Raw genomic sequence first — 19542 nt, 5'->3', positions numbered from 1 at the left:
AATGTCTGAAGAAGGCGATATCATCCTCTCGGAACTCGACGACGAAGAGCTTGTCCAACAGATGTTCGACGACCTTTATGACGGCCTCAAAGAAGAGATCGAAGAAGGCGTCAACATTCTGCTCGAACGCAATTGGGCACCCTACGACGTCCTGACCAAAGCGCTTGTCGGCGGCATGACCATTGTTGGCGCTGATTTCCGTGACGGTATTTTGTTTGTCCCCGAAGTGCTTCTGGCGGCCAACGCGATGAAAGGCGGCATGTTTATTCTCAAGCCGCTGCTTGCCGAAACTGGTGCGCCACGTGTGGGCAAGATGGTGATCGGCACAGTCAAAGGCGACATCCACGATATTGGCAAGAACCTTGTCGGTATGATGATGGAAGGTGCGGGCTTTGAAGTGGTTGATCTGGGCATCAACAACTCCGTTGACGCCTATCTGGAAGCCCTTGAAAAAGAAGACGCCGATATTTTGGGAATGTCTGCCCTGCTCACCACCACAATGCCTTATATGAAAGTTGTCATCGACACGATGATCGAACAAGGCATCCGTGAGAACTATATCGTGCTGGTTGGCGGTGCGCCCTTGAACGAAGAATTTGGCAAAGCCATCGGTGCGGATGCCTATTGCCGTGACGCTGCCGTCGCGGTGGAGACCGCAAAAGAATGGGTCGCGCGCAAACACAACAGCGCCAACGCGTGAAGATATTTGCTGTTTGAGACTGAAGGCCCTGCATATGCGGGGCCTTTTTTCTTTCTATAGACGCCCTATCTTACTCCCATAGATCGGAGACATACATGCCCCCACTGCCCTACCTTGTGATGCTGCTTGCGGTGATTATCGCCGCTGGCATCACCGTATTATTGCTGATCCAACTTGGTATTGTCTTAACGGCATTGACCACCGTTGTCGGACTGACGGCCGCGCTCCTTTTCATCTGGCTACGTAAATGAGCCTGAGTGACACCCAATTGGCAAGTGAAGGACTGCCGCTGACCAGCAAGCAGGGGAAAATCCTGATCATCGCCTGTGGCGCATTGGCACGTGAAATCATTGATCTAAAACAGGCTAACGGCTGGACCCACATGGATCTGACCTGCCTGCCCGCCAATTACCACCTTTTCCCGGACAAAATCACCGATGCTGTACGGCAAAGCGTGGCAAAGCACCGCCATGATTACGACGACATTTTCATCGCATATGCCGATTGTGGCACGGGCGGCTTACTACAAGCGGCCTGCGCAGAACTGGGAGTGCAGATGATCGCAGGCCCACATTGCTACAGCTTTTTTGAAGGCAATGACCGCTTCGCCGAAACCAGCGCGGATGAGATCACCACGTTCTATCTCACGGATTTTTTGGTCCGCCAGTTTGACGCTTTTGTCATCAAACCCATGGGCCTCGATCGCCACCCAGAGCTGCGTGATATGTATTTCGGAAATTATGAAAAGCTGGTCTATCAGGCCCAAACGGATGATCCGGCCCTGACGCAAAAGGCGCAAACCTGCGCCGAACGCCTAGGCCTGGCATTTGAGCGCCGATACACAGGCTATGGTGATCTAAAAACGGCGCTCAAACAGCTTTAACACTAGGCTTTTGCGGCGGTTTCGCGCACACGCTCGATCATTGCGGTTAATCCGTTTGATCGTTGTGCCGACAAATGTTCGTTCAAGCCCAAACGCCCCATTTCAGCCCGTGCATCCACGGCCAAAACGTCCGCAGGCGTCAGCCCGTTATAAAGCGTGCGCAGCACAGCAATCAGCCCGGATACAATCAACGCATCTGATGCCCCATCAAAATGCAGGAGACCGTCTTTCATTTCCGCATGCAACCAGACCTGACTGGCACAGCCGTCTACCTTGGTCGCAGGCACACAAAGCTCAGGCGCCAAGGCCTCCATCGCCTTGCCCTGATCAATCACATGGCGGTAACGGTCTTCCCAATCGTCCAGAAATTCGAAATCCTCGACCAATTCTTCAAACTGCGGGGTCGCCATGATGTGCTCCTGTGATCTGCATTTACCTGTGAGGTAGGCGTTAGTTGCACAAACGTCCAGCCCCTGCCTCTTTCCCCGACCTGCCTCTTTCCATAGACGCAGCGATGGGATAGGTCTGTTTTAAATGACAGTATCACACGGCAGGTCCAATGCGTATTTCCCTCTCTGTTCTTCTGGTTGCATCCCTCACTTTAGGCGCATGTGGCGTGGTGCGCGAAAGCGCCCTTAATCCTGTGAACTGGTTTGGCCGCAGCACCTCCGAAGCCATTGCCGCGACCGAAGACCCGGCCACGATCAACCCGCTGATCCCAACCAAAACCGGCTTATTCTCCAAACGCCGCGCACAAAACGCGATCTACATTGGCAAACCCTTTGACGAGATCACAAACCTGACCGTTGAACAGGTTTCAGGTGGTGCGATCATCCGCGCAACAGGTTTGGCGGCGCGTCAAGGCATCTACTCTGTGCAACTGACCCCAGCTAACGAAGATGAAACCCCGATTGATGGCGTGTTAACTTACCGTCTTGAGGGTGTGGCGCCTGCGGCAAATACCGCTGTAGGTGGACCCGCGACCCGCGAAGTGACTGCGGCGCGCAAAGTTACCCGTCAGACATTGAACGGTGTTCGCAGCATCCGTGTCGAAGGCGTGCGCAACGCACAAGTAACGCGCCGCTAATCACAACGGCGCGCCGATACTTCTAAATAGATTGAACGCTGATTAAGTTGTGCTGGTATTAAACCGGCACAACTTTTACTTCGTTGCCTGCCGCTGTCAGCGCGATTTTACCAGCACAAAGCGCCAGTGCATCTGTGCCGAATACTTCCAGACGCCAGCCGCCTAGAGCCTGCACATCCCGCTCTCCTGCCGCGATTGCATCCAGATCGGCTGCGGTCGCGATCAGCTTGGCAGCAACCCCCGAGCTTTCAGTTTTGGCCTTAAGCAACACACGCAGCAAGTCCGCCAAAGCAGGGTTTACCTGTAGCTTCTCGCGGCCACGATCTGGCTGGGGCAAATCATCATTTGGGCAGGCCAGACCCGCAGCCACCGCCTTGAGGATACCATCCGCGATCTCGCCTTTGCGCGCATCACGCAGCAAAAGACGTGCACGGCCCAACTCTTCGTGATTTTTGGGTTTATTTGAGGCCAACTCAACCATGGCATCGTCTTTATAAACACGGCTGCGCGGCACATTGCGATCTTGTGCATAAGCCTCACGGAAGGCAGCCAGTTCCCGTACAATCCCCAGAAAACGGCCAGAGTTTGTACGCGTTTTTACCCGCTTCCACGCATCACGTGGCGCAGTGATATAGGTATCGGGGTTTGTCAGAACTTCAAGTTCTTCCTCTACCCACTTGTGACGGCCCGTTTTTTCCAGCTTGGCCGCCAGAAACTCATAGACTTGGCGCAAGTGCGTCACATCCGCCAGCGCATAAGTTTTCTGCGCATCCGTCAACGGACGACGTGACCAATCGGTAAAGCGCGATGTCTTATCCACGCCCTCCTTGGCAATCTTGCGCACCAGTGTTTCATAGCCCACCTGTTCGCCAAATCCGCAAACCATCGCGGCGACCTGAGTGTCAAACAGCGGCTCAGGGAAAACCTGTGCATCCACAAAGAAAATTTCCAGATCCTGCCGTGCGGCATGGAAAACTTTGACCACCGAAGTATCACGGAACAAGTCGTATAACGGTTCCATCGACAGGCCATCAACCAGCGGATCGACCAATACTGCGCCACTATCGTCGGTGCCGGGCATGGCCAACTGAACCAAACACAGTTTGGAATAATACGTCCGCTCGCGCAGAAATTCCGTATCAACAGTCACAAAGGGATGGTTCGCAGCCTCTTTGCAATAAGCGGCCAGTTCTTCAGTTGTCGTAATCGTGCGCATAGCAAATATTTCCTTGGGCTGGCCTAGCGGTACAGAATACGCAGAGGAATGACCAGTCAGCTTTGTAAAATCAGCATTTCGTGATTGCCGGCTGCAAAACGGCGCAACACGGCAGGATAAAGTAAATGTTCTTGGACCAACACACGTGCCGCCAGAGTGTCAGGCGTATCGCCTTCCAGCACAGGCACACGCGCCTGCCCCAGCAGCGGGCCGTCATCCAGCGCGGCTGTGACTTCATGAACGGTACACCCATGCTCGGCGTCGCCGGCCTCAAGAGCACGCGCATGTGTGTGCAAGCCTTTGTATTTGGGCAATAGCGACGGGTGAATATTGAGCATCCGCCCCGCCCATTGGTCGGTGAAGCCCCCCGTCAGCATCCGCATAAAGCCAGCAAGGCAAATGATATCAGGTGCATGGGGCTCTAACGCCGCGCTAATCGCCGCCTCAAACGCGGGCCTATCACCTGCAAAAGGACGATGATCCACTACAACCGTTGGCACACCGCGCTCATGCGCGCGTGCCAACCCACCCGCATCGGCGCTATTGGCCAGCACAACACAAGGCGCGCCTGCGTGCCCTGCCCGCGCCATATCGTCCAGCAGCGACACCATATTGGAGCCGCCGCCAGAGATAAAAACAGCAACCCGAAGTGTCAAACGAGGTTACCCTCATAGGTGACGCCTTCGCCTTCAACCACAGTACCAAGGTCAAACACTGTCTCGCCATGATCGGCCAAAAGCTTGCGCGCTTCGTCGACTTTATCTGCGGGCACGACAACAATCATGCCAATCCCCGAGTTAAAGGTTTTCAACAACTCGGCCTCATCCATGCCGCCATGCGCCGTCAACCAGCGAAACACGGGGGGCAATTCCCAAGCATTCAAATTGATCTGCGCGCCCAAACCCTCAGGCAAAACGCGTGGCAGATTCTCTGTCAAACCGCCGCCTGTGATATGGGCCAGCGCATTCACCGCGCCGGCACGTGCCGCAGCAAGTGCCGATTTCACGTAAAGGCGTGTAGGCGTCAGCAATACTTCTCCCAAAGTGCCGCCATCCCACGGGCAAGGATCATCCCATTGCATGCCGGAATGTTCAACAATCACACGTACAAGGCTATAGCCGTTCGAGTGCACACCGTCGCTGGCAAGGCCCAGCAACACATCGCCCGCCGCCACATTTTTGGGCAACGTACCGCCCCGCTCCATCGCGCCGACGCTAAACCCTGCAAGGTCAAAATCACCCTCTGGGTACATGCCGGGCATTTCAGCCGTCTCACCACCGATCAATGCACAGCCTGAGCGCTCACAGCCTGTGGCGATTCCCTCGATGATACGTGTCGCTGTATCCAGCTCCAGTTTGCCCGTGGCAAAGTAATCAAGGAAGAACAGCGGTTCAGCGCCCTGACACACCAGATCGTTGACACACATGGCCACTAGGTCAATGCCCACGCCGTCCACGTTGCCTGTATCAATCGCGATACGCAGTTTGGTGCCTACGCCGTCGGTGGCCGCAACGAGAACCGGATCATTATATCCTGCCGCTTTGAGATCAAATAACGCACCAAAGCCGCCCAGCCCTGACATAACACCAGAACGCGTTGTGCGCTTTGCTGCTGGTTTGATCCGTTCAACCAATGCATTTCCCGCATCAATATCCACTCCCGCGTCTGCGTAAGTGATCCCGTTTTGTCGCTCGTTCATTCTCAAAATGCCTCTGGCTGAAAATCCGTTGCCATCCGACCTAAATCATTCAGCAAAAAGTCGCAACGCAAACCCTTGACGAATGCGTCATTGCACAATACCCACACCCTCGGCGGGCCTGTAGCTCAACTGGTTAGAGCAGAGCGCTCATAACGCTTTGGTTGCGGGTTCAAGTCCTGCCGGGCCTACCAACACCCCAATTTCCGCCATATTTTATTGGGGCTTCGACATGATTGTGGACCACACATTAGACAGCATAGTCCACATTTTCAGAATCTATCTTTGACATTCTCTCAATTACGACTGCGGCTAAGCCTGCTCGCTCGACATCTTTTGTGTAAATATCAGTTTTTTACTTCCGTGTGAGCCATCAGGCTCATGATTTCATATTGTGTTGCTCGGGCAGCCATGACGTAAGCGTGACAAGACCGCATTCGAAAAGGCATATTATTTCAGGTCTTTACCGCCTCTTCATGTTCCTTGGAGCCAAAGACCCCAGACGAATCTAAGTACCCAGAAAGGGGCAAGGTCGTCCGCGCTGCGCCCCAAATGGTTCAGAGCCTCTGAAGTGGCGAACTACAAGTCAGCGACCTATCTGCGTCGCTCAAGAATTGCGTTACGCCGAACGCGTGTCATTTCTTCAACATGATCCGGCTTGCAGAACCGTTGGCTGCTGCTGTCAAGACTGTAACCTTCCCGAGGTCTTGCAGAGACAGTGTAGCAGCTTCCAATTTCCTTTTGCGTACATCTAAGATTACTGCACCGTCAGGTTCTACACCTGTTTTAAATAGGTCTATATAAGTTTCAACGGGATAGTGGAATCCACAGGAAATGAAACTTACCGCCAGATCAACAGGCGCTTCTTTAGTAAGATCAGCAGTCCTTGGATTAATGCATATTATATCAGAGCTGGTGACGCCGTTGGCTTCCAAGAACTGTCTAGCGACGTTCAAATTGGAATAGGCTGCTCCTTCTTTTTCAAACCCAAAATGACGTTCTTTTGTTGTCTCAAGATCAATCAATAGGATACGGCCGGGATAATCCTGCCACAAAAAGAGATCAAATATCGCATATCCACAACCGATATCCGCAACGCTTTTAGGAGACAAAGTATCCAGGGTTGGTTTGAGTTCGAGATACTCCAGCCATATAATAGCTGCTGCGCGGCGTACCAATGTGTCGCCCATTTGTTCAACATACTCTTTCACAGGCCCGTGGTCTCCCTCCGCCCATGCCTTGATCGCCCTTCCCGAGCGATGTTGATCACCTAGAACTTCGGATCTTTGTAGAATAATGTTAACCATGTCATCGGGTGAGAAGACACTTGTGTCTAGCGCAACGATACGTGGATCTTTCGTGGCTTCTAGAAGCTCCTCAAAGGTGATCATAATACGAAAATCCCGTTCATTTATATTAATTTACCACAAACAACCATTTTACTTAATCACGTTTTTTGTACCTTCAGCAAGGCATGGTTGAACAAAACGACCTGAGGTCGAGTGGCCCCTTCCCCTTGATGGATTTGGCCTAAGGTCACGGTACGTGGCATGCTGAATGATGTGAAGCAGTTAAAACTAAAGGTATCATTTAAGCTTTCACCTTCTTGAATGGCCCTAGAATCTATCGAATTGCAACCCCCTGCCCCGTGGCCTCTCTTTCAGGCTTTGGTAGTGCAAAATACGACAACTTCCCTGACCTTAAAGCCTCTAAAAAAGTAGACTTTTAAACCCCTGTTTCATTTGATGCCTCACCCAGAGTTAAATGTTTGTCTATTGTCTTATGGGCGTCCAAAAGTTCACTTTTAGTGCTGTTTGCAACAGTGCCTCACGTTCACATAACTTTGGCAAACTCGACCCATAAGGCATGGGACTAGCATAAAGCCATTCCGTTCATCCCTTAAGCCGCTTGATGGTGTTTGCACCAACCTCAAGCCGCCGCGCCAGCTCAAGAATGCCACGGCCTTTCTGATCGCGCATACGCACCACCTCGGATTAGCGCTCTGCGAGCAATGCAAGAGGCCTACCTCCAACACGTCCGCGTTTACGGGCGCCGGAAAACCCCTCTTTGGTTCGGTCGGAAATGCCATCGCGCTCAAATTGGGAGATGGAAGCGAAGACATGGGAAACGGGCCACCCCGCTGGGGTTGTCGTGTCGATGTCCTCAGCCAAAGAGAGAAAACCTTCAACAACCAACTATATTTTAAACAGTTTTGGGGGGGCGTTAACGGAAGTAGTTTGCGCCTGCACCACAAACCAGTTTTTTTTATTGCGCCTTTGAGGTTCGCTGCGCAGGCTTTTTACCGTTCGGCGTTAAACAGGAGCAAGTTTCAGACGGATAAAGCGCTGGCCAATGGCATCGACCAACGCAAGGCCCGCCCCTTACAGGGCGGTGCCTTCATTTCACAAGTGAATTTAAATCACACCCATCGCGCGCATTGCTTCTGCCACGCGTACAAAGCCTGCAATATTGGCACCAAGGACATAATCCCCGGATGCGCCATATTCTTCCGCTGTCTCATGGCAGGCCGCATGGATATTGGTCATGATCTCTTCCAACCGGTTTTCTGTCTTGGCAAAGCTCCAACTGTCGCGGCTGGCGTTTTGCTGCATTTCCAAGGCCGATGTTGCAACGCCGCCTGCGTTGGCCGCCTTTCCCGGTGCAAACATTACCTTTGCACTCTGAAACAAATGTACCGCCTCTGGGGTGCAGGGCATGTTGGCACCTTCTGCAACCGCAATCACACCGTTCTCTACCAGTACTTTTGCGTTCTTGCCGTTCAACTCGTTCTGGGTGGCACAAGGGAGCGCGATTTCACATGGGACATCCCAGATCGAGCCACCCTCAACATAATGACAGTTGCCACCCCGCAGAGCCACATATTCAGAGATGCGACCGCGGTTCACCTCTTTAATCTGTTTGACTAACTCCAGATCAATGCCATTTTCATCGACAATATAACCACCAGAGTCCGAGCAAGCGACGATCTTGCCCCCAAAGGATATGGCCTTTTCCATTGCGTAAATCGCTACGTTGCCAGACCCTGAAACCACGCAACGTTTACCCTCAAAATCGGTACCTTTGACAGCCAGCATAGAGCGCACAAAAAAGACTGTGCCAAAGCCGGTTGCCTCTTTGCGGGCGCGAGAACCGCCATAGACAAGGCCCTTACCAGTCAAAACCCCTGCCTCGAAACGATTGTTCAGCCGCTTGAACATCCCGAACATGTAACCGATCTCACGTGCACCAACACCGATATCTCCGGCGGGTACATCAACGTATTCACCGATATGGCGATGTAGCTCGATCATAAAGGATTGACAGAAGCGCATGATTTCGCGATCAGACTTTCCTTTTGGATCGAAATCAGACCCTCCTTTCCCGCCGCCGATCGGCAGACCTGTCAGTGCATTTTTAAAGGTTTGCTCAAAGCCCAAAAACTTAATGATCCCGACGTTGACCGAAGGGTGAAAGCGGATACCGCCTTTGTAAGGGCCAAGGGCAGAATTAAACTGAACCCGGAAACCGCGGTTGATCTGAACTTGGTTATTGTCGTCGATCCATGGAACGCGGAAAATGATCTGGCGCTCGGGCTCGCAAATACGTTCAATCAGGGCTTCGTCTGAATATTCAGGGTGGCGCGCGATGACGCGGCCAAGGCTTTCCAATACCTCGCGTGCAGCCTGATGGAATTCGGGCTCACCTGCATTGCGGTGCAAAACAGTACTGAGGATCGGCTGGAGTTTTTCATCTACGGTGTTCATCGTTAAGTCTTTCTGTTCATCTTTGTGATGCGCTTTGAATTTTAAGAGCATCCTCTGGGCAAACGATTTCGGTCAAAACAGAAGTATTCATAACACCAAAGAAAGGCCAGCTTCGGTGCAGTTTTAAAACGATTTTTCCAAAGGCCTTAGGAGCTTTATATTTTAGAGAATTACGGCCCGAATCTGTGCTGCAATAGGGTTGCAACGAACATAGATTATGATGGGTTGCACGGCGCCCTGCCCTGTCGTGTTTACTACTTTCAGTTCACCTTTCAGACTTGGCTACACAAAGTATTGCCACACTGCGAGGCCGCCATTCTCTAAAATGTCAGCCCAGAAGAACGATTTCCCAGCCAAATCAGCGTATACACAATGCTGGTCTTGTCTTTGTTCTAGCCATTGAAGCGCGGCTTTGACGTGTTACTTCCACCTCAAACGAACGGAGATAAAAATGAAAAAGTCACTAGCAATAACAGCATTCGCCCTCTCGGCTTCCTTTGGCGCGGCGCAAGCCGACACGCTAAACGTGGGCATGTCGGGCGGCTACTTCCCTTTCACTTTCGTCAAGCTTGATGTGTTGCAAGGGTTTGAAGTTGATTTCATCAATGCCATCGCAGCGGAAACAGGCGACGAAGTGAACTTTGTCACAATGTCATTTTCCGGTCTGGTTGGCGCGCTGGAAACAGGGCGGATTGATACCATTGCCAACCAGCTTACGATCACACCCGAGCGCGAGACAAAATTTGCCTTTTCGCAACCCTATGTTTTTGATGGAGCACAGGTTGTGGTCAAAAAGGGTAACGAAGAAACAATCACCAGCGTTGAAGACCTCAGCGGCAAGACTGTCGCGGTAAATCTGGGTTCGAACTTTGAGCAGTTGTTGAACGAGTTGCCGAACGCCGAGGAAATCGACATCCGCACCTATGAGAGCAATATCGCACAAGACACCGCACTGGGTCGCGTAGATGCTTTTGTGATGGATCGCGTGTCTTCGGCCCAGTTGATCGCAGAAAGCCCATTGCCGCTGGCACTGGCTGGCAAACCATTCAGCCAAATTCGCAATGCGCTCCCCTTCCGTAACGACGAAGACGGGATCGCAATGCGTGACCGGATCGATACTGCCATCACCACACTGAAGGAAAACGGCACCATGGCCGAAATTTCCCAAAAGTGGTTTGGCGCTGACATTACAGTCGCGGAGTAACTTTCATGCGCGCGCTGGACGTTGAATACATGTGGGAATTGGTTCCCGTTCTTTTGGGTTATGTTCCTCTGACACTTTTCATGGCGTTGATAGGGATGTTTTTTGCCCTTATATTGGCGTCGGTTATGGCTGTTGAACGTGTATTCCGCGTGCCAGTGCTCGACGTGTTTGTGCGTCTGTTCATCAGCTTCTTTCGCGGCACGCCGCTGCTGGTGCAACTGTTCCTGTTCTATTACGGCCTGCCGCAGGTTTTGGCGTTTCTGACTACAATCAACGGCGTAACGGCCACCATCATGGGGCTAACGCTCCACTTCTCGGCCTATATGGCCGAGAGCATCCGTGCCGCAATCTTGGGGGTCGATCGCAGCCAATGGGAAGCGGCCCAAGCCGTTGGTATGACCCAAACGCAAATGATGGGGCACATCATCCTGCCACAGGCTGCACGTGTGGCGGCACCAACGTTGGTCAATTACTTTATCGACATGATCAAAGGCACCTCACTTGCGTTCACCTTGGGGGTCACTGAACTTATGGGTGCGACGCAAAAGGAAGCTGCGGGCAGTTTTCTGTATTTTGAGGCATTTTTGGTTGTCGCTGCGATCTACTGGATCATGGTCGAGGCGCTGTCTTTTGCGCAACGCCACTTGGAAACCTATCTGAACAAGGCCTATGCAAGATGACCTCAAATGCTGCCATTTCCATCACGGGGCTGAATAAATCCTTCGGCACCACCTCTGTCCTCAAGGACATATCGCTGGACATCGCACCCGGTGAGCGGGTTGTCGTCATTGGTCCGTCGGGTACGGGAAAGTCCACTCTGCTCCGCTGTTTGAACTATCTTGATCGTCCTGACAGCGGGACCATTCGGATGGGCGATCTAACGGTTGATCCCGCCACGGCTTCACGGTCTGACATCTTGGCCCTTCGGCGCCGTACGTCCTTTGTCTTCCAGAACTACGCTCTTTTTGCGAATAAGACAGCCCGCGAAAACATCACGCAGGCGCTGATCACCGTCAAAGGACAATCCAAAGCCGACGCATTGGCCCGTGCCGATGAAACCCTGCGCGAGACAGGTCTGGCCGACAAGGCCGATTCCTATCCCGCAGCCCTTTCAGGGGGGCAACAGCAGCGCGTCGGCATTGGCCGTGCGATGGCGTTGGATGCTGATCTGATGCTGTTCGATGAACCAACCTCCGCTCTTGATCCCGAATGGGTTGGCGAGGTTCTAGACCTGATGCGCCGTGTCGCCGAAAAGCGCCAGACCATGCTGATCGTCACACATGAGATGCAATTCGCGCGCGAAATAGCGGACCGGATTATTTTTATGTCTGATGGTCAGATTATTGAGCAAGGGAAGCCTGAGAAACTTCTTGAGTCCCCTGATGATCCGCGCACGCAAAGCTTTTTGCGACGCGTTGCCAAAACCGGCCCCAACTAGTCCTACGTCAATTGGGCTGGTCGCCTATGTCCAAGACTGACGGCAGATGTTGAACAAGGAAATACATAAAACACCTGACTTTCGAGGTCAGGACGTTGGATTTGGGATACATCGGCCACACAACCGATTGGTCGTTCATACGCCACTTGGGCAGCGCCCCCGCCTGATCCGACTGCGTCGCCCCATCACTGGGGCGGCGTGCACCTCAGCTAGCCAATAGATGCTTTAGTCGATTTTAACGTCTGTTTGCAGCTGAAATTTTTCAGGATCAAACGTCGCCACAGAGATTTCCATGAGAATGGAATTACTGTCGTATAGTTGTGCCACAATCCGCAGCGCAGGCGCGTCAACATCAAGACCGATGATCTGCGCTATGGCAGCAGGACAGCGAATGGCCTGCGCCGTCTGACTGACCCGCCCCACAACAATGTCAAACCGCTCTTCAATCGTTCGAAATACGGACGGTCCGCTTTGCTCTAATATATGTTCAATAGCAGCGTAACGGGCAGGCACATAAATTTGGGTGCTGTTAAAGGGCTTGGTTTCCCCGGCCAAGGTGCGCGTGCCGCTGACTTCCAGCCAGTGATCGGTTTCGCTCTCATACCCGCACAGTTGGGGAATGGCAGCCGTGTGCACCGTTTGGGTTCCGGTAAAGACCAACTCCGTATCGCGCCCCAAGCTCAGCAATTCATGTAAACCTGTTGTACTCATGTTGAAACGCGATTGGGGACGGTCCGCGATGATCGTCGTGCCCGCACGTTTTTTGCGCTGCAAAACCCCCAGACGCTCAAGCTCGGAATAGGCCAGCCTCAGCGTGGAGCGGCTGACGCCAAGTTCGACGGCGTAATCCGCTTCGGGTGGAAGCTTGTCACCAATGCTCAGCTTGCCTGACTGTATCTCTTGCAAAAGGGAATCTGACAGCTGTTGGTGTAATGTTGTCATTGCAATGTCCTAGGGAGCCAGAGGGCCAGATCGGGAAACACTGCAAGTAATATCGCAAAGCCCAGCAAGATACCAAAGAAAGGCAAAGCCGCCCGCGCGATGGTGCCTATGCTTTCCCCAGTTTGGGACTGGATGACAAATAGGTTAAACCCGATAGGCGGCGTGATCTGGCTGATCTCAACGGCCACGACGACAAAGATACCAAACCAAATCGGGTCAAACCCTGCCGCCGTAATCAATGGCAATGTGATCGGAAGGGTCATCACAATGATCGATGTCCCATCAAGAAACATACCCAACACAGCATAGAACACCAACAAGACAACGATAAGCGCCATGGGAGACAGGCCAAAACTGGCGATCTGTCCCGCAATGGCCTTGGGTATTCCCAAGAACCCAAATGCTGAATTCAAAAGAGCTGCACCAACCACAATAAGCCCGATCATCGCAGATGTACGCACAGCCCGCCGTCCAGCGGCGATCAACGCGCCCACACTAAACCGCCCCATCGCGACAGAGATCAGTACGGCCCCCAGAACCCCTAAGGCCGCCAGTTCACTGACGCTAGCAAACCCAAGGTAGAGCGCGCCCATTATGGTGCCGATCAAGGCTGCAATCGGCCCGATATCACGCAACCCGCCCAGCAGTTCACGGCGCGTCGGGCGTTCAACATGCGGCTGGGTTCCGGTGAGGGTCTGATGCACAGCAATGTAGATCATGTAAAACGCCGCCAGCGTCAGCCCGGGGATCACCCCTGCGATGAACAATTCCAAGATAGATTGCTCGGCAACGACGCCGTAAATGATCATGATGATTGACGGCGGGATCAAAAACCCCAACGTCCCTGCCCCAGCCAGCGACCCCATCGCCAACTGACGGTCATAACCGCGGGCTTCTAACTCTGGCAGGCTCACGTTGCCCACTATGGCCGTTGTCGCAGCCGACGATCCCGACACAGCGGCAAACAGAGTCGATCCAACAACATTCACATGCAGCAACCCGCCCGGCAAACGCCCCACCCACGGGGCAAGTCCCGAAAACAGCGACCGCCCCAAACCTGCGCTGACCAATACTTCACTCATCAAAATGAACAGCGGCAACGACAACAAAGGCGTGGGGATCATAGCGCCCCAGATCACACCGCTGCTGAAGATATCCATCGGTATATTGGGTTTAAATATCGATAGCATCAAATAGCCCGTCGCAAATAAGGACAGGCCGATCCAGACGGACCCCGCCAGCAGGACCACAAAAAGAAGGCAGGCGACAATTGCGATCTCAAACATCAGCTTGTTCCTTATCTGCGCCGCGCCATTCAAACTGTTGGTTGGCGATGCGACGTATCGACCGAGCAAGCAGATCAAGCCAAAGTTGTGCAAACCCCCACAAAATAATCGCCTGTGGAATCCAAAGCGGTGTCTTTGAAACCGAGGTCGCAAGGATATTACGGTCAAAGGAAACGGAAACCTTGGTCCACATGGCGTTCACAATCGCCGCCACGATGATCAGCGCAACCAGATTGGCCACCACATCCATCCCCCTAGCAACACCAGCGGGCAGTTTTTCAGTGAGCAAGGAGATGCGCACATGCACCGCCGTTCGGATTGCAGGCCCAGAGGCCAGCGCAAAGACCGCAGCCATCGCGTATTGGCTATACTCCCAAGTGAAGGAAAAGCTGCGCGCTTGGGCACGGGCGACGACTTCGGTCAGCATCAAAATGCAGTACCCGAATATCAAGGTTACGGCAGCAAGCTCGGCCAATCGTGACAATCGGTCAATGAGGGTGAGTAAACGGTTCATATCAATCAAAGCACACGAGGGCGAGCCTGCCCGCCCCCGTGCATCTACCTACTTGCCAGTTTTCGCGGCATAAGCCTCAACAACGGCTTGCGCTTCGGGCACATCTAGGAAGAATGCTGCCCACATCGCCTTACCTGCTTGCGCCATTTTCGCCTTCAGGCTTTCATCGGCGGTGGAAATCACCATGCCATTCTCAACCAACTCGGCTGTCTTAGACGCATCTTCTTGCGCAGAAGCCGCCCAAAAATCCGCCTCCATCTCATCGGCGAGGCTTTGGATCGTTTCGCGTTCTTGATCGGTCAAACCGTTCCATGCATCAAGGTTTACGGTCACAGCATCCGGCGACATCGACCAGTTCAACGGATTAAAGTTGCCAGTAAACTGATACAGCTTTGAGTTCGCTCCAGTTGAGGTCGAGGTTGCGGCACCATCAACGGTTCCAGCAGCCACAGCCGTCGCCAATTCTTCAAACGGCAGTTCAACAGGCGCCGCGCCCATCTTCTCAAGGAACGTAAATGAAGTCGCGTTAAACGAGCGGATGCGCAGGCCGTTCATGTCATCGGCACTGACAACCGGTTCTTTGGTGTAAACGCCAGGCGATGGCCACGGCACATAATAGAGAACCTTCTGGTTATGGCGCGCGAATATCGCGTCATAGGTCGGGCCAGCCACCTCAAGCCACGTCTTCATCTCATCCTGCCCTTGGATCAGGTAAGGCAAGGTGTCGACGCCCAAAAAGGGTTCTTCGCCCGCTTGGAGGAAAAGCAACATATCGGCCATCTGAACGATGCCATTCTCTACTGCGGCCAGTTTTTCGGTAATTTTAACGCCCGTCTCACCAGACAAATGTACGGTAATATCAACCGCCCCATCGGTTGCATCGCGTACCGCATCAGCGAATGCGATCGCGCTTTGTGCGTGAAAGTTATTGGCGCCCCATGCCGTTGTCAGGTCCCAGTTGGTTTGTGCCACAGCAGCGGTACCTGTCAGGGTCAGCGCAGTTGTTGCTGCAAAAATCTTGGTCATCAGTGTCATTGTTGTTTCCTCCTGTTGAGTGGAACTGTTCTTGTTACTTTGGCTTATAGATTTTTTGAGCGGCATCTTTGGATACCAACCCGTCGACGACATCCTGTTCTAAGGCATTGACGTCACGTGTGGCTGGATCGCCATACCCGCCGCCCCCGGGAGTTTGCAGGATCACGCGTTCCCCAGCTGGGATCTTGTACATGCCCTTGTCCGTCACCTGTGTGCCATCGCTAATAGAGACCTTGCCATTGGCACCTCGCCCCCCGTTTTGGCGGCCTTCAGGGCCAGATGTCAGGCGTTCAAACGCGGCGGCAGACATGAACATGTCTTCGTTGATACGTGAACTGATTTCGATGCGTTGCCCCAAACCACCCCGGTATTGCCCTGCTCCGCCACTGTCGCAGATGAATTCTTTGGAGTGATAGATAACGGGCGATGCCACTTCTGCGGCCTCAACAGGCACGGAACCCACACCAGAAGGGAATGCCGTTGTGGACAGGCCATCGGTTTCAGGCCGCGCCCCCATACCGCCAAGCGCAACGTTAAGGGAGGTGAACGGCGTTTTGCCTGCCCCCGAAAGCGACAACGTCCATAATGCTCCGGCACTTTCGGCCAGAACCTCCCCCGGCAGCGCCTGTTCAAGACACCCCAGCATCAGATCAGGCAAAGCCTGACCGATAACATGGCGGGCGGAAACGGGGCTTGGGCGTTCTGCACTGACCACAAGGCCAGCAGGCGCAGTGATTGTAATCGCGTCAAGCGACGCTTGGTTATTGGGGATTTCAGGTGTCAGCAAAGCACGGATGCCAAAGGACGCATATGCCGCACTATAATTCAGCGGGCAGTTGATCCCACGCCCCACAGCAGGCGAAGACCCCGAAAGGTCAACTGAAATGGCGCCGTCAGATATGGTCATCTTTGCCCGAAGCTCAATCGGGGCGTCATAGCCATCCAGCATCATTGTGTTCTCGTAAACACCCTGAGGGGCGCGGGCCAAAGCCTTTTTCGTCCCGATGGCCGAGCGCTCAAAAATAAAAGCTGCAACCGAAATCAAATCCGACAAGGCATATTCGCCCATCAGATCCAACAGCCGTGCAACCCCCGTATCATTGCAAGACAACAGCGACAGAATATCGCCACGCGCCTCATGAGGGACACGGGAGTTTGTTGTCACAATCGCAAGCAGGTCTTCGTTGAGAACTTTTCCACGGCGCAGATGCATCACAGGAAAGGTCACGCCCTCCTCATAGACCGAAGCCGCCTCGGCGGACCAACCGCGCCCCCCGATGTCAACGATGTGACTGGTCGAGGCGAGGTAGCCCACGATCTTACCGTCCAAAAACGCAGGTGTCACAACAACAAAATCAAACACATGGCCCGCCCCAAGCCACGGATCATTTGTCACCAAAACATCGCCCGGGTTCAGGGTTTCGGCGGGAATATGCGCCAGCATCGCACGGACAGACGCCGCCATTGTGTTCACATGCCCCGGCGTGCCAGTCACCGCCTGCGCCAACATATCGCCATTTGCGTCAAATACACCGGCAGACAAATCGCCTGCTTCGCGCACAATTGCGCCAAAGGCGGCGCGCATCAGCGCATTTGCCTGCTCTTCGCAGACCGAAACCAGCCGGTTCCACAGCACATTTTGCGCTACAATATCTAAGTTGCCGCTCATGATGGGCTCCGATCCAATATAAGATGGCCGTCATCCGATGTGTGCACTGACCACCCAGGCCGAACCAAGGTGGTCGTCTGGTCTTCGGTCACAACGGCAGGCCCCTGCGTGACCACGTGACCAAGGGATGCACGCTTCAAAATCTGATAGGGGATCTGTTTGTGGGCCGCCAAATCAAAAACCTCTCGGGTCATTGCCACATCCTCAGCGTCTGCACGCTCAAAAGGCTGCTTCTCCAACGTGCGTATCTCGCGCGCGGTCACACTAACCGAGACCAATTCGACTGGGATGTTTTTCAAAGCGAAACCCACCAACACCTCATAACGCGTTATAAATTCCGCCTCCAAAGCGGCGGCATCCATAACAAAATCTTCGGCAGGGTAGTCTAGTGCGAGCTCAAGCCCCTGCCCCTGATACCGCAGTTCGGCCTTGACCGTTGCGGCGATACGATCCGCTGGCACAGCCTCTTGCACAATGGTTTGGACATAGGCCAGTTGATCGACAACCCGCTGGGAAATTTCCTGAGCATCGACGTCATACAGCAGCGCCATAACCGAGATTGCACTTTCAAATGCGACGGGCGAGCGCAAGAACCCTACCGCCGATCCAACACCTGCGTTCTGCGGCACAATGATCCGACGGATGCCCAGCTTTTCAGCGATCCGCGCCGCATGGAGTGCACCGCCCCCGCCAGACACAAGCAGATCAAACGCCGCGATATCATGGCCCAGTTCAATCCCATGCACCCGCGCCGCGTTCGCCATTGTCTCATCAGAAAGCTCAATGATACCCGCCGCAGCGGTCTCTACATCAGCGATGCCCATTGGCCCCTGCACATGCTGTGCAATCGCCGCTGGCGCATTTTCAGGGGTAAGCGAGATCATTCCCCCGGCAAACCCTTCTGCTGCGATGTTGCCAACCGTCAAATGCGCATCCGTAATCGTCGCATCTGCACCGCCTCGGCCATATGCAGCGGGGCCTGGATCAGACCCCGCGCTGCGCGGGCCAACTTTGAGACGCCCGAGGGTATCGACCCCAGCCATAGAGCCGCCACCCGCGCCGATTTCAACCAACTCAACCGTTGGGACACGCACGGGCAAACCGCTGCCTTTAACATCACGCCATGCGCGGGCAACTTCGAAACGGCGCGTGGTTTGCGGATTGCCGTCACAAATAAAGCAAATCTTGGCGGTAGTCCCGCCGATATCAAGCGACAGTGTTTTGCGTGAACCTACTTCGCGTGCAACATGGGCTGCCAATGCAACCCCGCCTGCGGGGCCACTTTCAACCAAACGGATCGGGAATCGCATGGCTTGTTCCAGCGTGGTTAGACCGCCGCCAGATAGCATCATCAGGAACGATCCGGCAAAGCCCAAACTGTTGAGCTCATCCTTCAACGCCCCAAGATATTTGGACATGAGCGGCCTAACGTAGGCATTGGCACAGACCGTAGAAAACCGCTCATATTCCCGAATTTCACAGGCGACATCAGCGCTTTGACAGATCGTAACATTGGCACCCAAAGCCTGCTGCAAACGCTCTGCCACATAGACCTCATGCGCGGGGTTGCGGTAGGAATGTAGAAACCCGATGGCAACGGCTTCGACGTTTTCGCTTTTGATCTTGGCAGCCAGTGCGTCTATCTCGTCATTTTGCGGCGCGTGCAACACAGAGCCATCCGCCAGTATGCGCTCTTTCAACCCCAAGCGGAGCGGGCGCGCCACCAAGGCGGTGGGCATTTCAATGTTCAGATCATACTGCTCAAACCGCTTTTCATAGCGCATATCCAGCACATCGCGAAAACCCTCTGTTGTGATAAACGCAGTCTTGGCGCCGCGCCGCTCAATCAGCGCATTTGTGGCAAGGGTCGTGCCATGAATGACCGCAGAAATATCTGAATAGGACTTGCCAAGATCAGACAGCAGCCGCCCCACCCCATCAAGCGCGCCGCGGTCTGGGGAATCCGGTGTGGTCAATACTTTGATCGACGTCAGGCCCACTTCGGTTTGCGCGACGACATCTGTGAAAGTGCCGCCAATATCTATAGAAATTTTTATCATGGCTCAATTAGTGCGTACTTATTATATTGAGTCAACTTATTTTAGAAA

20 protein-coding genes and 1 tRNA gene are annotated in these 19542 nt (G+C 53.6%); 8 read left to right on the top strand and 13 right to left on the bottom strand.

Annotated features, from left to right (window positions below):
* Position 1 precedes the first annotated feature (1 nt).
* The 3 genes from GGR95_RS07855 (at position 2) to GGR95_RS07845 (ending at position 1583) form a co-directional block, all read left to right on the top strand.
* Entirely contained in the window at positions 2–700 is a 699-nt protein-coding gene (locus GGR95_RS07855) for a corrinoid protein (RefSeq protein WP_184564622.1), read from the top strand.
* A gap of 95 nt (positions 701–795) precedes the next feature.
* Entirely contained in the window at positions 796–951 is a 156-nt protein-coding gene (locus tag GGR95_RS07850) for a hypothetical protein (RefSeq protein WP_184564517.1), read from the top strand.
* Entirely contained in the window at positions 948–1583 is a 636-nt protein-coding gene (locus GGR95_RS07845; RefSeq protein ID WP_184564515.1) for a DUF1638 domain-containing protein, read from the top strand. The genes GGR95_RS07850 and GGR95_RS07845 overlap by 4 nt, the downstream gene beginning before the upstream one ends.
* A gap of 2 nt (positions 1584–1585) precedes the next feature.
* Here the strand turns inward: GGR95_RS07845 and GGR95_RS07840 are convergent, their stop codons facing one another.
* The gene (locus tag GGR95_RS07840; RefSeq protein ID WP_184564513.1) at positions 1586–1993 is read right to left on the bottom strand and encodes a SufE family protein; all 408 of its coding nucleotides are present in this window, start codon (positions 1991–1993) and stop codon (positions 1586–1588) included.
* A gap of 149 nt (positions 1994–2142) precedes the next feature.
* On the opposite strand from GGR95_RS07840, the gene GGR95_RS07835 reads away from it, so the two are divergent.
* Positions 2143–2670, top strand: coding sequence for a hypothetical protein (locus GGR95_RS07835; RefSeq protein ID WP_184564511.1), 528 nt, complete (start codon positions 2143–2145; stop codon positions 2668–2670).
* A gap of 58 nt (positions 2671–2728) precedes the next feature.
* Here the strand turns inward: GGR95_RS07835 and rnd are convergent, their stop codons facing one another.
* The 3 genes from rnd to purM are packed head-to-tail and all read right to left on the bottom strand — an operon-like array spanning position 2729 to position 5585.
* The gene (gene rnd, locus GGR95_RS07830) at positions 2729–3886 is read right to left on the bottom strand and encodes a ribonuclease D (protein WP_184564509.1); all 1158 of its coding nucleotides are present in this window, start codon (positions 3884–3886) and stop codon (positions 2729–2731) included.
* A 56-nt stretch (positions 3887–3942) separates the two neighbouring features.
* The gene (gene purN, locus GGR95_RS07825; protein WP_184564507.1) at positions 3943–4542 is read right to left on the bottom strand and encodes a phosphoribosylglycinamide formyltransferase; all 600 of its coding nucleotides are present in this window, start codon (positions 4540–4542) and stop codon (positions 3943–3945) included.
* Entirely contained in the window at positions 4539–5585 is a 1047-nt protein-coding gene (purM, locus tag GGR95_RS07820) for a phosphoribosylformylglycinamidine cyclo-ligase (protein WP_184564505.1), read from the bottom strand. The genes purN and purM overlap by 4 nt, the downstream gene beginning before the upstream one ends.
* A 114-nt stretch (positions 5586–5699) precedes the next feature.
* Between purM and GGR95_RS07815 the strand changes: the two genes are divergently transcribed.
* Positions 5700–5776: transfer RNA gene (locus GGR95_RS07815), tRNA-Ile, on the top strand.
* Between the two features lie 441 nt (positions 5777–6217).
* On the opposite strand, the gene GGR95_RS07810 is transcribed toward GGR95_RS07815, so the two are convergent.
* The 3 genes from GGR95_RS07810 to gdhA form a co-directional block, all read right to left on the bottom strand.
* Positions 6218–6973, bottom strand: coding sequence for a class I SAM-dependent methyltransferase (locus GGR95_RS07810; RefSeq protein ID WP_184564503.1), 756 nt, complete (start codon positions 6971–6973; stop codon positions 6218–6220).
* Between the two features lie 603 nt (positions 6974–7576).
* Positions 7577–7753, bottom strand: a complete 177-nt coding sequence (locus tag GGR95_RS18900; RefSeq protein WP_246423330.1) for a recombinase family protein — start codon at positions 7751–7753, stop codon at positions 7577–7579.
* 243 nt (positions 7754–7996) lie between these two features.
* Complete coding sequence (gene gdhA / locus GGR95_RS07800; RefSeq protein ID WP_184564501.1) at positions 7997–9346, bottom strand: NADP-specific glutamate dehydrogenase; 1350 nt, start codon at positions 9344–9346, stop codon at positions 7997–7999.
* Between the two features lie 451 nt (positions 9347–9797).
* Between gdhA and GGR95_RS07795 the strand changes: the two genes are divergently transcribed.
* Genes GGR95_RS07795 through GGR95_RS07785 form a run of 3 tightly spaced genes read left to right on the top strand, consistent with a single transcriptional unit; the run spans position 9798 to position 11988 of the window.
* Complete coding sequence (locus GGR95_RS07795; protein WP_184564499.1) at positions 9798–10550, top strand: amino acid ABC transporter substrate-binding protein; 753 nt, start codon at positions 9798–9800, stop codon at positions 10548–10550.
* A gap of 5 nt (positions 10551–10555) precedes the next feature.
* The gene (locus GGR95_RS07790) at positions 10556–11230 is read left to right on the top strand and encodes an amino acid ABC transporter permease (RefSeq protein ID WP_184564497.1); all 675 of its coding nucleotides are present in this window, start codon (positions 10556–10558) and stop codon (positions 11228–11230) included.
* Positions 11227–11988, top strand: coding sequence for an amino acid ABC transporter ATP-binding protein (locus tag GGR95_RS07785; protein WP_184564495.1), 762 nt, complete (start codon positions 11227–11229; stop codon positions 11986–11988). Before GGR95_RS07790 ends, GGR95_RS07785 begins: the two co-directional genes overlap by 4 nt.
* A 225-nt stretch (positions 11989–12213) precedes the next feature.
* Here GGR95_RS07785 and GGR95_RS07780 read toward each other — a convergent pair whose 3' ends face one another.
* From GGR95_RS07780 to GGR95_RS07755, 6 genes are read right to left on the bottom strand one after another with little or no spacing between them, the layout of a single operon-like run.
* The gene (locus tag GGR95_RS07780) at positions 12214–12930 is read right to left on the bottom strand and encodes a GntR family transcriptional regulator (protein ID WP_184564493.1); all 717 of its coding nucleotides are present in this window, start codon (positions 12928–12930) and stop codon (positions 12214–12216) included.
* Positions 12927–14216 carry a TRAP transporter large permease gene (locus tag GGR95_RS07775; RefSeq protein WP_184564491.1) on the bottom strand — a complete coding sequence of 430 codons (1290 nt, stop codon included), beginning with the start codon at positions 14214–14216 and terminating at the stop codon, positions 12927–12929. The genes GGR95_RS07780 and GGR95_RS07775 overlap by 4 nt, the downstream gene beginning before the upstream one ends.
* Positions 14209–14730, bottom strand: coding sequence for a TRAP transporter small permease subunit (locus GGR95_RS07770; protein WP_184564489.1), 522 nt, complete (start codon positions 14728–14730; stop codon positions 14209–14211). Before GGR95_RS07770 ends, GGR95_RS07775 begins: the two co-directional genes overlap by 8 nt.
* Positions 14731–14778: 48 nt before the next feature.
* Positions 14779–15765 (bottom strand): TRAP transporter substrate-binding protein, encoded by a 987-nt coding sequence (locus tag GGR95_RS07765; protein WP_184564487.1) that lies wholly within the window; start codon positions 15763–15765, stop codon positions 14779–14781.
* A 34-nt stretch (positions 15766–15799) separates the two neighbouring features.
* Positions 15800–17434, bottom strand: a complete 1635-nt coding sequence (locus GGR95_RS07760) for a hydantoinase B/oxoprolinase family protein (protein ID WP_184564485.1) — start codon at positions 17432–17434, stop codon at positions 15800–15802.
* Positions 17431–19494, bottom strand: coding sequence for a hydantoinase/oxoprolinase family protein (locus GGR95_RS07755; RefSeq protein ID WP_184564483.1), 2064 nt, complete (start codon positions 19492–19494; stop codon positions 17431–17433). The genes GGR95_RS07760 and GGR95_RS07755 overlap by 4 nt, the downstream gene beginning before the upstream one ends.
* Positions 19495–19542: the final 48 nt, after the last annotated feature.

Source organism: Sulfitobacter undariae, assembly GCF_014196805.1.
Taxonomy (GTDB): domain Bacteria; phylum Pseudomonadota; class Alphaproteobacteria; order Rhodobacterales; family Rhodobacteraceae; genus Sulfitobacter; species Sulfitobacter undariae.
The sequence above is the reverse complement of the archived record's forward strand: the minus strand, read 5'-3'. Positions and strand labels throughout refer to the sequence as shown.